Source organism: Streptococcus loxodontisalivarius, from assembly GCF_016908645.1.
Taxonomy (GTDB): Bacteria; Bacillota; Bacilli; order Lactobacillales; family Streptococcaceae; genus Streptococcus; species Streptococcus loxodontisalivarius.
Map to the genome: position 1 here is coordinate 1 of NZ_JAFBEH010000012.1, position 15,643 is coordinate 15,643.

The 15,643-nt window shown below is 39.7% G+C and carries 13 protein-coding genes and 1 pseudogene; all 14 read left to right on the forward strand.

Features of this window, described 5'->3' with window-relative positions; all coding sequences use genetic code 11:
* Positions 1–77: 77 nt before the first annotated feature.
* The gene (locus JOC28_RS03760; protein WP_239548870.1) at positions 78–1,112 is read left to right on the forward strand and encodes a restriction endonuclease subunit S; all 1,035 of its coding nucleotides are present in this window, start codon (positions 78–80) and stop codon (positions 1,110–1,112) included.
* 66 nt (positions 1,113–1,178) lie between these two features.
* Positions 1,179–1,754 carry a restriction endonuclease subunit S gene (locus JOC28_RS03765; protein ID WP_338058055.1) on the forward strand — a complete coding sequence of 192 codons (576 nt, stop codon included), beginning with the start codon at positions 1,179–1,181 and terminating at the stop codon, positions 1,752–1,754.
* A 13-nt stretch (positions 1,755–1,767) separates the two neighbouring features.
* A complete protein-coding gene (locus tag JOC28_RS03770; RefSeq protein ID WP_205009314.1) occupies positions 1,768–2,886 on the forward strand; it encodes an AAA family ATPase in 1,119 nt (372 codons plus the stop codon).
* 2 nt (positions 2,887–2,888) lie between these two features.
* Entirely contained in the window at positions 2,889–5,987 is a 3,099-nt protein-coding gene (locus JOC28_RS03775) for a type I restriction endonuclease subunit R (protein ID WP_205009315.1), read from the forward strand.
* A 126-nt stretch (positions 5,988–6,113) separates the two neighbouring features.
* A complete protein-coding gene (locus JOC28_RS03780; RefSeq protein ID WP_205009316.1) occupies positions 6,114–6,653 on the forward strand; it encodes a DUF1697 domain-containing protein in 540 nt (179 codons plus the stop codon).
* Positions 6,654–6,785: 132 nt separating this feature from the next.
* Positions 6,786–7,073, forward strand: a complete 288-nt coding sequence (gene groES / locus JOC28_RS03785; protein WP_205009317.1) for a co-chaperone GroES — start codon at positions 6,786–6,788, stop codon at positions 7,071–7,073.
* A gap of 78 nt (positions 7,074–7,151) precedes the next feature.
* Positions 7,152–8,780, forward strand: coding sequence for a chaperonin GroEL (groL, locus tag JOC28_RS03790; RefSeq protein WP_205009318.1), 1,629 nt, complete (start codon positions 7,152–7,154; stop codon positions 8,778–8,780).
* A 151-nt stretch (positions 8,781–8,931) separates the two neighbouring features.
* Complete coding sequence (locus JOC28_RS03795) at positions 8,932–9,201, forward strand: hypothetical protein (RefSeq protein ID WP_205009319.1); 270 nt, start codon at positions 8,932–8,934, stop codon at positions 9,199–9,201.
* Positions 9,202–9,933: 732 nt separating this feature from the next.
* Positions 9,934–10,821, forward strand: a complete 888-nt coding sequence (locus JOC28_RS03800; RefSeq protein WP_205009345.1) for a lytic exoenzyme target recognition domain-containing protein — start codon at positions 9,934–9,936, stop codon at positions 10,819–10,821.
* 192 nt (positions 10,822–11,013) lie between these two features.
* Positions 11,014–12,276, forward strand: coding sequence for a phosphoribosylamine--glycine ligase (gene purD, locus JOC28_RS03805; RefSeq protein WP_205009320.1), 1,263 nt, complete (start codon positions 11,014–11,016; stop codon positions 12,274–12,276).
* Positions 12,277–12,611: 335 nt separating this feature from the next.
* Positions 12,612–13,100 carry a 5-(carboxyamino)imidazole ribonucleotide mutase gene (purE, locus tag JOC28_RS03810; protein ID WP_001068142.1) on the forward strand — a complete coding sequence of 163 codons (489 nt, stop codon included), beginning with the start codon at positions 12,612–12,614 and terminating at the stop codon, positions 13,098–13,100.
* Positions 13,087–14,178, forward strand: a complete 1,092-nt coding sequence (gene purK, locus JOC28_RS03815; RefSeq protein WP_205009321.1) for a 5-(carboxyamino)imidazole ribonucleotide synthase — start codon at positions 13,087–13,089, stop codon at positions 14,176–14,178. The genes purE and purK overlap by 14 nt, the downstream gene beginning before the upstream one ends.
* Before the next feature lie 48 nt (positions 14,179–14,226).
* Positions 14,227–15,459, forward strand: coding sequence for a hypothetical protein (locus JOC28_RS03820; protein ID WP_205009322.1), 1,233 nt, complete (start codon positions 14,227–14,229; stop codon positions 15,457–15,459).
* Between the two features lie 72 nt (positions 15,460–15,531).
* A pseudogene (locus JOC28_RS10930) lies at positions 15,532–15,615 on the forward strand (aspartate racemase); the annotation flags it as partial.
* Between the last annotated feature and the right edge of the window lie 28 nt (positions 15,616–15,643).

Genomic DNA, 15,643 nt, shown 5'->3' on the forward strand with positions numbered 1-15,643 from the left:
CAGTAATAAAAATAAGACAATAACCACGTAACGGCTACTGTCTTGATATTATTTTTGGGCTTAAAGCATTGATATACTTGACAAATGGTAGAAAAGCAAATCAAGGAGATTTAGTAGTTGCGACAACCAGCGAAAATATTGAAGATGTAGGAAAGGCGTTGGTTTGGTTAGGAAAAGATGAATTAGGTATTGGAGGTCATTCTTGTATTTTAAAAACGGATGTTGACACGAAATACCTTAGTTATGTTTTTGAAACGGTTCATTTCCAAAAACAAAAAGAGAAATTAGTAGTGGGTACAAAGGTTATAGAATTATATCCAAAGAACCTTGCTAAAATAGTAGTTCCCGTTCCACCTCTTATAGTCCAAAAAGAAATCGTCAAAATACTTGACAAATTCAGTGAATATGTTACAGAATTGACCGCAGAATTGACCTTACGCCAAAAGCAATACTCTTTTTATAGAGATAAACTCTTATCTTTTGAAGGTGAGGTTTATGAAGTAGAGTGGAAGACATTGGAGGAAATTTGCGATGTTCGTGATGGCACACATGATTCTCCCACTAAACAGAATTATGGTAACTATTTAATCACTTCAAAAAATGTAAAGCAGGGTTCAGTAACATTTGAAAATGCATACTACATTAGTCCAGAAGATTTTGAAGCTATCAATAAGAGAAGTAAAGTAGATGTTGATGATTTACTTTTTACAATGATTGGAACGGTAGGGGAAGTAGCTCATGTGGTGGAGGAGCCAGATTATGCGATTAAGAATGTAGGTTTAATAAAAACATCTAATAGAGTTTTATCCCGTTATTTATTTCATTATTTGCAGTCAAGTAATGCAAAGCAATATATCGAAGAAAATAAGAGCAAAGGCAGTCAGGTTTTCTTGGCTTTAGGAAAAATAAGGAAATTTCCTATCCCTTATGTTAGTCATAATATCCAATCCCGCATCGTTCAAGTTCTGGATAACTTTGATACAGTCTGTAACGATTTGAACATCGGATTACCCAAAGAGATTGAACAGCGTCAGAAACAGTATGAATTTATTCGAGATAAACTCTTGACCTTCACCGCCGAAGGCGTGTATGCTAAGAGTAGAGTAGAGTAGAGTAGAGTAGAGGAGTGGGATGCTATTATCATCAAGATTCTGCAATGGGTATTTGGACCGATTCGAGTGGAGTTGGGCAGTATTTGTGCTTTTACACGAGGAAATGGACTGCAGAAAAAAGACTTTGTAGAGGTTGGTCTTCCAGTTATTCATTATGGTCAAATCTACACCAAGTATGGATTCTCAACATCAGAGACAATTTCATTTGCTGAAAAATCTGTATTTGAGAAATTGAAGAAAGCAAAGCCAAATGATATTATCATGGCAACGACGTCTGAAAATGTTGAGGATGTTGGCAAGGCTACAGTTTGGGAAGGTAATGAAGAGGCAGGGATTTCTGGCGATGCTTATATTGTTCGTACCAGTCAGAATAGTCGATTTTTGAATTATTATTTTAAGTCAATACATTTTCAAATGCAGAAAGAGAAGAAAGTTACGGGAACAAAAGTTATTCGTATCAATTCTAAGGATATGGAAAAATTTCTTGTTGACTTACCTCCCCTTACTCAACAAGAATTAATCGTTTCTACTCTAGATAAATTTGATATTTTAACTCACTCCCTTTCTCAAGGTTTGCCAAAAGAAATTGAACAAAGACAAAAGGAATATGAGTATTTTAGGGATAAATTATTACGCTTTTAAATAGGGAAATAATATGGGTAAAAGACTAGAAGAAATTGCTGAAGAATTAAAACAATCTCAAAAATCTGTACAGTTGATATATGCCTTTAATGGTACAGGAAAGACAAGGCTATCTAAGACGTTTGCACAATTAGTTCAAGGGGATCGTGGTAGTCTTACACGAGATAAAATTCTTTATTATAATGCTTTTACAGAAGATTTGTTTTATTGGGATAATGACCTTGAAAATAATCAGGAATATAGTTTAAAGATACAACCCAATTCCTTTATTTCATGGATAATTGAGGAACAAGGTCAAGATCAAAATATTATTACGAATTTTCAGCATTATACAGACGATAAACTAAATCCTAATTTTGATTTGAGAAATAATCAAATTATCTTTACATTTCAAAGAGGAAATGATGAGGATGTTGAGAAAATCAAACTTTCCAAAGGAGAGGAAAGTAATTTTGTTTGGTCTGTCTTTTTCACGTTGCTAGAGTTAGTGATTAGTGAAAGAAAAATTGTAGAAGTAGAAGAACGAAGTACTAGGGATTTTGATAATTTAGAGTATGTTTTTATTGATGACCCTGTTTCATCACTGGATGAAAACCATTTGATTGAGGTAGCTTCAAACCTTGCACAGCTTATCAAGGAAAGTAATAGTGAAAAATTGGGCTTGAAATTTATTATTACAACCCATAATCCTCTATTCTATAATGTATTGCATAATGAACTTGGAAATGCAAATAAGCATAGATTGGAAAAGTATGAAGATGGCACCTATCAACTCCATACCCAGCGTAAGGACTCTCCTTTTGCGTATCATCTATTTCTGAGAAATGAGCTTAGAGCTGCTATTGATAATGATGCTGTTCAGAAATATCATTTTAATTTACTAAGAAATCTTTTTGAAAAGACAGCGACATTTTTGGGGTACAAAGAGTGGAAAGAGATATTACCTGAAGAAGCAGATGATAGAGCTAGAGATAGTTACAAAAAACGGATTATAGAAATTTCTAGTCATTCAAAGCAGTCAGGTGATGAAGTAGCTGCATTGACTCAGAGTCATAAAAACATGTTAGCATATCTATTTAATGATTTTGAGAGTCGCTATCATTTTTATAAAGAAGAAACAAGAGAGGAGTAGCTATGTCTGAAGTGAATAAAACAGCGACTATTGCTGAATCCAATAATTTCATCGTTCTAGAGAAATACACAAAGCTAGAAAAGCCAAGTCACTATCAAACAGAGGCTGATTTGGAAAGGGAGTTAATTGCAGACTTGCAGCAACAAGGTTATGAGTATCTGCCTGGTGTGACGACTCCTGAAACCTTGATGAAGAACCTTAAAGTTCAGTTAGAGGATTTGAACCATGCAAGTTTTACAGATGATGAATGGCGTCGTTTCCTTGATGAGTATTTGAATAGGGCTAGTGATAGTTTGATTGATTGTACGAGAAAGCTTCACGATGACTATGTTTACGATTTTATTTTTGATGATGGACATATCCAGAATATCTATCTATGGGATAAGAAGAATATTCATCGAAATAAGCTTCAGGTCATCAATCAAATGCAGCAGACTGGAAGGACTGCTAATCGTTATGATGTGACCATTCTGGTCAACGGATTACCGCTCGTTCAGATTGAATTGAAAAAACGTGGTGTCGCTATCAGAGAGGCATTTAACCAAGTTCATCGTTACAGTAAGGAAAGTTTTAATGATGAAAGTTCGCTCTTTAAATACCTGCAGTTGTTTGTTATTTCAAATGGGACAGATACACGCTATTTCGCAAATACGACCAAACGTGATAAAAATGCCTTTGAATTCACGATGAATTGGGCTTTAAAGAATAATGATCCAATCAATGATTTAAAGGATTTTACACAGACCTTTCTAGGAAAAAATACGCTCCTAAATGTTTTGATCAATTACACTGTCTTTGATACTAATAATACACTCTTAATTATGCGTCCCTATCAGATTGCGGCGACGGAGAGAATTATTTGGAAAATAAGCTCTGCTATTGCTTCAAAGATCAAGAGTGGTCCAGAGACTGGAGGCTATATTTGGCATACGACGGGTTCGGGTAAGACACTGACGAGTTTTAAGGCAGCTAGATTAGCGACAGAGATGCCTGAGGTAGACAAGGTTTTCTTCGTTGTGGACCGAAAAGATCTGGACTACCAAACCATGAAAGAATACCAGCGTTTTTCACCTGACTCTGTGAATGGTTCTGATAGTACAGCGGGTCTTAAGCGAAATATTGAAAAAGAGGACAATAAAATTGTTGTCACGACCATTCAAAAGCTCAATAACTTCATGTCAAGTGAGGCTCAGCATGAGATTTATGGAAAGCAAGTCGTCTTTATTTTTGATGAATGTCATCGTTCTCAATTTGGTGAAGCCCAGAAACGCTTACGCAAGAAGTTTAAGAAGTTCTGTCAATTTGGTTTTACAGGGACACCGATTAAGGTTGAAAATGCCTTAGGCTCTGAGACGACAGCCTCTGTATTTGGGCAAGAATTACATTCTTATGTTATTACAGATGCTATCAGAGATAATAAGGTTTTGAAATTCATGGTGGATTACAATGATGTCCGACCACAGTTTAAATCTTATGAGACGGAACAAGATTTGCAAAAGTTATCTGCTGCAGAAACCAAAGAAGCTCTTTTACATCCAACACGTATCACAGAGATTACAAGCTATATTTTAGAGCATTTTAACCAAAAGACACACCGACAGTCAGGTCAGGGATTCAATGCTATGTTTGCAGTATCCAGTGTTGATGCTGCTAAGGCTTATTATCAAGAATTTCAGCGCCAGCAAATGGGCAAAGAAAAACCCTTAAAGGTAGCGACCATATTTTCTTATGCAGCTAATGAGGAGCAGTCAGCTATTGGGGATATTGATGATGAGACTTTTTCACCAGCTGACTTAAAAGACAGCAGCAGTAAAGAATTTTTGAGTCATTGTATTTCTGATTATAATCAGCTATTTGGAAGTAGCTTCAGTATCAATGGCAATGAATTTCAGAATTACTACCGAGATTTGGCCAAGCGAGTTAAGAGTCGTGAGGTGGATTTACTGATTGTTGTTGGGATGTTCCTAACAGGTTTTGATGCACCAACTTTGAATACCTTATTTGTAGATAAAAACTTACGTTATCATGGCTTGATTCAAGCTTTTTCACGAACCAATCGTATCTATGATGCGACTAAATCCTTTGGGAATATTGTCACTTTCCGTGATTTAGAGAAAGCAACAGCGGATGCTATTAAGTTATTTGGAAAGTCTGAGACAGCAGATGTTCTTCTAGAACGACCTTACCGTGATTATATGGAAGGCTTTACAGAGAATGGTGAGGAGCAGGAAGGTTATTTACAAATTGTTCAGGAGTTGAAGGAACGCTTTCCAGATCCAACTGCGATTGTTAAAGGTGCGGATAAAAAATCCTTTGTTACCTTATTTGGGAAATTTCTAAAACTAGATAATATTCTTCAGAATTATGATGAGTTTGCAAGTTGGAAAGCTTTGCAGGAAATTGACAAGAGCGATGCAACAGAGGTTCATGAATATCAGGAGACTTATCATGTAACGAGAGAGAAACTTGATTCAATAATGACGACTGATTTTCTATCCGATAGAGAGATTCAGGATTATCGCTCTACTTATAATGATATTCGAGATTGGATAACACGTGGACGTCAGTCGACAGAGGCTGAAAAATCAGATGTTGATTGGGACTCTGTCGTGTTTGAAGTAGAGTTATTGAAGTCACAAGAAATTAATTTAGATTATATTTTGGAATTAATTTTTGAAAAACACCAAAAAGTTAGTGATAAAGAGCAGTTGACTCATGAAATTTCTCGTCTGATTCGATCTAGCTTGGGGAATAGAGCCAAGGAAAGTCTGATCGTTGATTTTATTCACCAGACAGATTTGAATAAGTTGAAGGATAAGACTGAAGTGATTGAAAGTTTCTTCTTATTTGCTAGAGAAGAGCAACAAAAAGAGGCAGACGAGCTTATTCAAGAAGAGCAATTAAACGAAGCGAGTGCTAAGCGTTATATCACAACTTCATTAAAACATGAGTATGCGAGCGAGAATGGTAATGGTTTAAATGAAGTGTTACCTAAAATGAGTCCGCTTAACCCTAAATATCGTAGTCTTAAACAAACCGTCTTTCAAAAAATTAGTCATTTCGTTGAGAAGTTCAAGGGAATAGGAGGAGATTTGAAATAGAGGGGTCTTATAGGTTCATTATTTTTGAGACTGGGAAATCATTTTCCAGTCTCTTTTACATATCAATTTTTCCAACTTTATGGTAAGTTAGGGGCAGGTATTAATAGAAAAAAGAAGGAGTCGGTTGTGCGCTATTGTCTATTATTAAGAGGAATCAATGTTGGTGGTAAGAATAAGGTTGTCATGGCAGAGCTTAAGGCTCTCTTGGCGGAGCAGGGTTATGAGGATGTGGCATCTTATATCAATAGTGGTAATCTCTTTTTTACCTCTAGCAAACCAGAGCCTGACTTGAAGGAAGAGCTTGAGCATTTGTTAGCGCAGCATTATCCTTTTGTGACGCAGTTTAGTTTCTTCAATCAAGAGGCATATGAGGTGGAGCGCCAGCAATTGCCTGCCTGGTGGCAGGAGGACTTGGCAAGAAAGGATACGCTTTTCTACACGCAGGCAGTGACCCGCCAGCTTTTGGAGCAGGAGCTATCTGGCTTGCCCATGGGTGATGAGGTGCTTTATCTGGGAGATTTGGCGGCCTATTGGGGTAAGTTTGATGAGGCTAGTTATGCCAAGACGGCCTATCACAAGCATTTTATCAAAACCAAGACTTACAAGCAGGTGACCATTCGCAATCACAAGACCTTTGCTAAGTTGGCAGATTTTTTGGAAAAATAGCAGAGCTCTTTTTGAAAAAGATGACATTTCTTTTGACTATTTCTGACCAAGTGATATAATAAGTTTTGTAATATTAGCACTCAGATAGTAAGAGTGCTAAAAATATTAAATGTATGAGTGGAGGGAAGTCTGATGACTTTGAAACCTTTAGGCGACCGTGTTGTCGTAATTTTTGAAGAAACAGAAGAAACAACTGCTAGCGGTTTTGTTTTGGCAGGTGCCAACCGTGAAAGCAGCAAAAAAGCGCAGGTTGTGGCAGTAGGAGACGGAATCCGTACCTTGACAGGTGATCTGGTTGCACCAAGCGTTAAAGCAGGAGATACCGTCCTTGTTGAGAACGGTGCAGGACTAGATGTTAAAGATGGCGATCAGAAAGTGACCATTATCCGCGAAAGTGACATTTTAGCGATCATCAAATAAGCTTGCTTGCAGGCAAAAAATTCAAAGTTTAGAAGAAAGGATTCAACCTATCTGATAATATAGGTTCGGTAATCTATTATGGCAAAAGACATTAAATTTTCATCTGATGCCCGCTCTGCAATGGTGCGTGGTGTCGATATTCTAGCAGATACGGTCAAGGTAACCCTTGGCCCTAAAGGACGCAATGTCGTTCTCGAAAAAGCTTTTGGCTCACCGCTTATCACTAATGACGGTGTGACTATTGCGAAAGAAATTGAATTGGAAGACCACTTTGAAAACATGGGTGCTAAATTGGTTAGCGAAGTTGCTTCAAAAACCAATGATATCGCAGGTGACGGAACAACTACGGCAACTGTTTTGACCCAAGCAATCGTCCGTGAAGGTCTTAAAAATGTGACAGCAGGTGCTAATCCAATCGGCATCCGTCGTGGAATTGAAGCAGCTGTTGAAACTGCGGTTGCAGAGCTTAAAGCTATTGCGCAGCCTGTTGCCAACAAGGAAGCTATCGCTCAAGTTGCTGCCGTCTCATCACGCTCAGAAAAAGTCGGCGAATACATTTCTGAAGCTATGGAACGTGTCGGTAAAGACGGTGTTATCACTATCGAAGAGTCTCGTGGAATGGAAACAGAACTCGAAGTGGTAGAAGGTATGCAGTTTGACCGTGGTTACCTCTCACAGTACATGGTAACTGATAATGAAAAAATGGTCGCAGAGCTTGAAAATCCATTCATCCTCGTCACAGACAAGAAAATTTCAAACATCCAAGACGTTCTTCCTCTCTTGGAAGAAGTGCTTAAAACCAACCGTCCACTCTTGATTATCGCTGATGATGTGGATGGCGAAGCCCTCCCAACCCTTGTCCTCAACAAGATTCGTGGAACCTTCAACGTGGTTGCTGTTAAGGCTCCTGGCTTTGGTGACCGCCGCAAGGCCATGTTGGAAGATATTGCAGTCTTGACTGGCGCTACCGTTATCACAGAAGACCTTGGTCTTGAGTTGACTGATGCGACAATGGCTGCGCTTGGACAGGCAGCTAAGGTTCAAGTTGATAAGGATAGCACAGTTATCGTCGAAGGCGCTGGCGCTGCGGAAGCTATTGCCAACCGTGTCCACCTCATCAAGTCACAATTAGAAACAACAACATCTGAATTTGACCGTGAAAAATTGCAAGAGCGTCTGGCAAAACTTGCTGGTGGTGTGGCAGTTATCAAGGTCGGAGCTGCAACAGAAACAGCTCTGAAAGAGATGAAACTTCGTATCGAAGACGCCCTCAATGCCACTCGCGCAGCTGTTGAAGAAGGTATCGTAGCAGGTGGTGGTACTGCCCTTGTCAACGTTATTGAAAAAGTAGCAGCGCTTTATTTGGAAGGTGACGATGCCACAGGACGTAACATCGTACTCCGTGCCTTGGAAGAACCAGTGCGTCAGATTGCCTTTAACGCAGGTTATGAAGGCTCAGTTGTCATCGAGCGTTTGAAAAACTCTGAAATCGGAATCGGCTTCAACGCTGCCAACGGTGAGTGGGTTAACATGGTTGAGACAGGAATCATCGACCCTGTTAAAGTGACTCGCTCAGCCCTTCAAAATGCAGCCTCAGTTGCTAGCCTTATCCTAACAACAGAAGCCGTTGTCGCTAACAAACCAGAACCAGAAGCTCCAGCAATGCCAGCAGGAATGGATCCAATGGGCGGTATGGGCGGCTTCTAAAAATAAAGATTGAGCTTAAGCTTATTTTAAGTAGGCGACTATATACTATAGTCAATCCTAAAACTTTTCTTTTTCATAAATCTCCTGAAAGAACGTTGAGAAATCAACGTTCTTTCGTTTTAAGAAATAATAAATATAGAGAGGTATAACAATGAAAGCAACAACAATAGAAAAATTAGCGCATGAATTAGTAGAGGTAAAAAATAACCTTGAGTTACAGAGTGTGTCAATAGATATGTTAGGTGGTTATAACAAACCAAATAATCGTGAGTTATTAACAATTTATCTATATAAAATGACAGAAGTTTTATATGATAATCTTCAGAATGTGTCTCATAAAATTGATGATGTAGTCTGTGAATTATATCAGGCGGCGGAAAATTTAAAAATCACAGAAGATACTAAACTAAAACATTCTTAATTAACATAGAATTTTATCTGCCAACATTATTCCTTTAAAATTTAAGAAATAAACGGATAGCCAATTTATTAGCTATATGTATTCATAATCCGTACTTATTAAAGATTATTGCTAACGAAACTAATGGTGCTTATTTGAAAGAGTTATTGGAGTATCTCTTATTCTTATACTAAAATTCTTTTAGAACTTAAGAAATATTTAAGCAAGACTTCATATACTATAACCATCCTAAAACTTTTCTTTTTCATAAATCTCCTAAGCAAGTTCAGCATGATGTTGGACTTGTTTTTGTCGTGACAGATGAGGTTAGTTCCTATACTAAAATTCTTTTGGAGATTAAGAAATATTTAAGCAAGTGACTATATACTGTACTCAATCCTAAAACTTTCACCGAACAAGTTCGGTATCCGCCACTGTAATGGGCTAAAGCCCAAACAGTGGACGTATCTTTTTCATAAATCTCCTGAAAGAACGTTGAGAACTCAGCGTTCTTTCATTTTATTTTGTCAAAGGGTGACTTTGCCTTTTCTGGGTCACCCCTTCAAAAGTCCACTGGACTTTTGAACTCATAAATCTCCTGAAATAGCTAACTTCGGTTAGCTATTTCTTTTTGTTTTCCAAAATTTTTTGCTTTTAGAGGGAGTCTTGACGAATAGATATAGTGTAGGCCTTTAAGGGCTTACAAATTTAGTTTTTGGAGGTTCTTTTTTGAAGAGAAAAGTTAGCAAATTGATGTCACTGATGGGTCTTGCTTTGGTGACTTTGGGGATGAGCCATTCAGCCTTAGCGGCAACCTATGTGCGACCAATCGACAATGGAACAATTACAACAGGCTTCAATGGCTATCCTGGTCACGGAGGTGTCGATTATGCGGTACCAACTGGAACTCCTATTCGAGCAGTTGCGGACGGCAAGGTTAAGTTTGCTGGTCCAGGTGCGCAGCATTCGTGGATGACCTGGCTTGCTGGAAATAGCGTCCTGATTCAACATAACGATGGCATGCACAGCGGTTACGCCCATCTCTCAAGTATCGCTACAAGTACAGGCGCTAGCGTCAAGCAGGGTGATATCATTGGCTATGTTGGCTCAACGGGGATGGCTACAGGTCCCCACCTCCATTTTGAATTTTTACCAGCTTCTCCTAATTTTAAAAATGGATACTCTGGGCGCATCGATCCGACTGGTATGATTGCGTCAGCTCCAAACTTTTCAGGGCAAACAGCTGCGCAGAGCGCACCAGTAACTCCTGTAAATCAGACAACAAGCACCGCTCCATCGACCAGTGCTAAAAAACAGAAAATTTATCGTGTTGATCAACTTCAAAAAGTCAACGGTGTTTGGCTCGTTAAGAACAATGCCCTTGTGCCAACTGATTTTGCTTGGGCAGATAACGGTATTCCAGCGTCTGAGATTGACGAGGTTGATGCCAACGGAAATCCAACTTCAGACCAAGTTCTCCAAACGGGTGGCTACTTCGTCTTCAATCCTAAGACGGTATCGCGCGTGGACTCACCTCTGCAAGGGACTGCAGGTTACCGCTGGGCTAAGACGACCTTTGCAAATGGTCGTACTGGCTGGTTTGTCGTTGATGGACGAGATCAACTCATTTATGGACAATAATTAGAAATAATAGAAAGAGCGAGCCAGTAGGCTTGCTTTTTGTTTGGTTAAAAAGAGAGTTATCAAATAAAATAAAGACCTCTTTTATAAGAAATGTATTTTTTCCGAACAAATATGTTATAATATTTTTATAAAATTCGTAAATAAAAAGACTGGTGCTTTTTATCATTTTCAACATGAGGTATCTTTGTTATGAAACTTTTGGTTGTTGGTTCTGGTGGTCGTGAGCATGCGATTGCTAAGAAGTTGTTAGCGTCTAAGGGTGTGGATCAGGTTTTTGTGGCACCTGGTAATGATGGTATGACCTTGGATGGTCTAGACTTGGTAAATATCGGAATTTCCGAACATTCTAGACTGATTGACTTTGCTAAGGAGAATGAGATTGCTTGGACCTTTATTGGTCCTGATGATGCGCTTGCAGCTGGTATCGTTGATGATTTCAACAGTGTTGGACTCAGAGCTTTTGGTCCAACCAAGGCAGCAGCGGAGCTAGAGTGGTCAAAAGACTTTGCCAAGGAAATCATGGTTAAATACAATGTTCCAACAGCAGCCTATGGCACATTTTCAGATTTTGAAAAAGCTAAAGCCTACATCGAAGAGCAGGGCGCACCAATCGTGGTCAAGGCTGACGGCTTGGCGTTAGGTAAGGGCGTGGTCGTGGCTGAAACCGTTGAGCAGGCGGTAGAGGCGGTGCAAGAGATGCTTTTGGACAACAAGTTTGGCGACTCAGGTGCGCGCGTGGTTATCGAGGAATTCTTGGATGGTGAGGAGTTCTCCCTCTTTGCCTTCGCTAATGGAGACAAGTTCTACATCATGCCGACAGCACAGGATCATAAGCGTGCTTTTGACGGAGACAAGGGACCAAACACTGGCGGTATGGGTGCCTATGCACCCGTTCCTCACCTGACTCAGAGCGTGGTGGATACAGCTGTTGAGACCATCGTTAAGCCTGTCCTTGAGGGGATGATTGCCGAAGGGCGTCCTTATCTGGGTGTCCTCTATGCAGGGCTTATCCTGACGGCTGATGGCCCTAAGGTTATTGAGTTCAACTCACGTTTCGGTGACCCAGAAACTCAGATTATCCTCCCTCGCCTGACTTCTGATTTCGCTCAGAACATCGACGATATCATGATGGGCATTGATCCTTACATCACTTGGCAGAAGGACGGCGTGACTCTGGGCGTTGTTGTTGCCTCAGAAGGCTATCCGCTCGATTACGAGAAAGGCGTGCCACTTCCTGAGAAGACCGACGGCGACATCATCACCTACTATGCAGGAGCTAAGTTTGCGGAAAATGGCAAAGCACTGCTCTCAAACGGTGGACGTGTCTACATGCTCGTCACCACAGAAGACAGCGTCAAAGCAGGGCAGGACAAAATCTATACCCAACTGGCTCAACAAGACACCACAGGTCTCTTCTACCGAAATGACATAGGAAGCAAAGCTATTAAGTAATAAGACTACTCATTCAAATATTAGCGTCAGCAATCAGCGACCGAAGGTCGCTCCAAAAAGATAATGGGCGCCGTAGTGAAAAGACCGTAACTATAAGTTACGGTCGAGGGAACTGTTGAGACCTTAGGCTCAACAGTTAGGGATGAAACCGCAGGTTTGCTCCCGACCTCACTACTTAAGCCCATTATCAAAAAGAAAGAAGAAAGGAACTGAACACGGGACTAATTTTCTAGTGAAAAAGATAAATCTTCCTAGATGCTAAAGCATCTGCGTAAGATTTCCTATTTTCATACGAAAATTTTCGACAAGTCGAAACGTCCCTTTGTATCTTATATATGAACCCAATTATTTCTATTATCATGGGCTCCAAATCCGACTGGGCAACCATGCAAAAAACCGCTGAAGTTCTAGATAACTTTGGCATTGCTTACGAGAAGAAAGTCGTCTCTGCCCACCGCACGCCTGACCTCATGTTCAAGCATGCTGAGGAAGCACGTGGTCGAGGCATCAAAATCATCATCGCTGGGGCAGGTGGGGCAGCTCACTTGCCTGGTATGGTAGCAGCTAAAACAACCCTGCCTGTTATCGGTGTACCTGTCAAATCACGTGCCCTCTCAGGTTTGGATTCGCTCTATTCCATTGTGCAGATGCCTGGCGGTGTGCCTGTGGCAACCATGGCTATCGGAGAAGCGGGAGCGACTAACGCTGCCCTGACAGCCCTCCGTATCCTCTCTATCGAGGACCAAAATCTAGCTGATGCGCTAGCTCATTTCCATGAGGAACAAGGAAAAATCGCAGAGGAGTCAAGCAATGAACTCATTTAAGACCATTGGGATTATCGGTGGTGGTCAGCTGGGGCAGATGATGGCGATTGCGGCTATCTACATGGGCCACAAGGTCATCACGCTGGATCCTGCTAGCGACTGCCCTGCCTCCCGCGTTAGCGAGGTGATTGTGGCGCCTTACGATGATGTTGAGGCTTTGGGACAATTAGCTGCGCGTTGCGATGTTTTGACCTATGAGTTTGAGAATGTCGATGCTGACGGCTTGGACGCCGTGGTGTCAGCAGGTCAGCTACCGCAAGGGACAGATTTGCTCCGCATTTCTCAAAACCGTATCTTTGAAAAAGACTTCTTGGCAAATAAGGCTGGTGTGGCTGTCGCTCCCTATAAGGTGGTGAGTTCTAGCCTTGACTTGGAGGGGCTTGACCACTCTAAGACCTATGTCTTAAAGACCGCGACAGGTGGTTATGACGGTCATGGGCAAAAGGTCATCCGCTCTGCGGACGACATGGCAGAGGCGAGCCAGCTTGCCAACTCTGCCGAGTGTGTCTTGGAAGAGTTTGTCACCTTTGACCTTGAAATCTCAGTCATCGTGTCTGGTAACGGCAAGGATGTGACGGTTTTCCCAGTACAGGAAAATATCCACCGCAACAATATCCTCTCAAAAACCATCGTGCCAGCCCGCATTTCCGAACAGCTCGCTGAAAAAGCCAAGAGCATGGCAGTGCAAATCGCCAAGAAACTAGAGCTTTCAGGAACCCTCTGTGTGGAAATGTTTGCGACCGCAGACGACATCATCGTCAATGAAATCGCCCCACGCCCCCACAACTCAGGGCACTATTCTATCGAAGCCTGCGACTTTTCACAGTTTGACACTCACATCTTGGGTGTACTGGGGCAACCTCTCCCCAAAATCAAACTCCATGCCCCAGCCGTCATGCTCAATGTCCTGGGACAACATGTCCAACAGGCAATTGACTATGTTGCCCAAAACCCTAGCGCCCACCTTCACATGTATGGTAAACTAGAAGCGAAACATAACCGCAAAATGGGACATGTGACGGTGTTTGCAGAGGATGCGGATGAGGTGGAGGAGTTTGGAGAAGGGGTGGAATATTAGGAAGAGGTTATTATATTATTTTTGTTAGTATAATAGCTTAGGAATATTATGACGAGTAAAGAATGGTATTATAAAAATTTTAATATGGTTTCAGAGTTAGATATCTCGGGAGAATTTATATACACTGGGATCTCTATTGTGAATAATATGAGTAGTATTAACCCCGAAATGCCTACAGAATTATTTTTAGCTTTATATAATATTTCTGTGGGAATTGAAAGACTACAAAAAATAATTTTAGTATTATGGGAATTCAATGAAGATGATTCTATTGAGGATTTTTCTGAAAATATAAAGATTCATAATCATGTTGAATTACATAACAAGATTGAAAAAGCAATAAATAAGAAAACTAATTTTAACAAACAAGAGCACCAATTTTTAGATCTTTTAAAAGAATTTTATTCTAATGCGAGATATGATAGATTTTCAAAAGTGGGAAATAACTGGGAATATGAACTTATTAGTAAGTTTTTCTCTAATAATCAAATTAGTTATGAAAAGTCAGTGTCTGATTCACGTGTAATTCTAATCAACAGTAGTATTAGGGAATTGATAGGGCGAGTGCTCTCTAAAATAGTAAAAAAATACTATTTACTTGTTGAGGAGGGAAGTAGTAAATCAAGGACTTATTCATATGAACTTAGAAATGATTCAAAGGCTCAAAAGATATTTTTACATATGGAGAATGGTCGTCGAGGATTAAGTTCCATAAAAATAGATGAACGGATAGCTTTAAGTGAAATTATTATTTATTTGAAAAATACATCTGATAAATCATCATATTTAAAATTTATCGAGGGAATATCTCCTCTTAATTTTGATAAAATGGAAATTAGTGGGTATTTATCTGTAATTTTGTTGGAGAATAGAGTTCCTCAACGTTTAATTGATGAAATTGACTATATTTACGCAGAAGAAGATATTGATATAAAAGAACGGATAGCAAATTTGGATTTATTAACAAAAGATAATATGCAAGTTTTATTCGAATATCCTTATCTGAAGGATGTTTATATAATTTTAAAAGATGTAAAAAAACAGGAAGATATTAGTGCTGAGGCAATAAATAAACTACAAGAGTCTAATTGTTATATTGATGATAGTGATACTCAAGAAGTTATAGAATCTATCATTGATGTTGCCAATCAATACCGTAATAATGAAATTTCAAGGGAAGTGTTTATTAATGAATTTAATAGGCATTACAAAAACTTAGAGGATGAATCTATATTAGAATTTGTCAGTGGCTTAATATCTAATGAAATGAAAAGTAAATAATCTCAAATGTCATTTCTTGATACAAAAACAATTTACAAAGTTGGCTTTTAAATAAATAACATGAAAACAATCGGTTCTTTGGGTACCAAGTACACCATGACTCAAGATTTTTATATGGAAAAACTGCTTGAGACAGGGTTTGAGGTGCTGATTCCAGTGGAAGTGACATATTACACTGCTCATA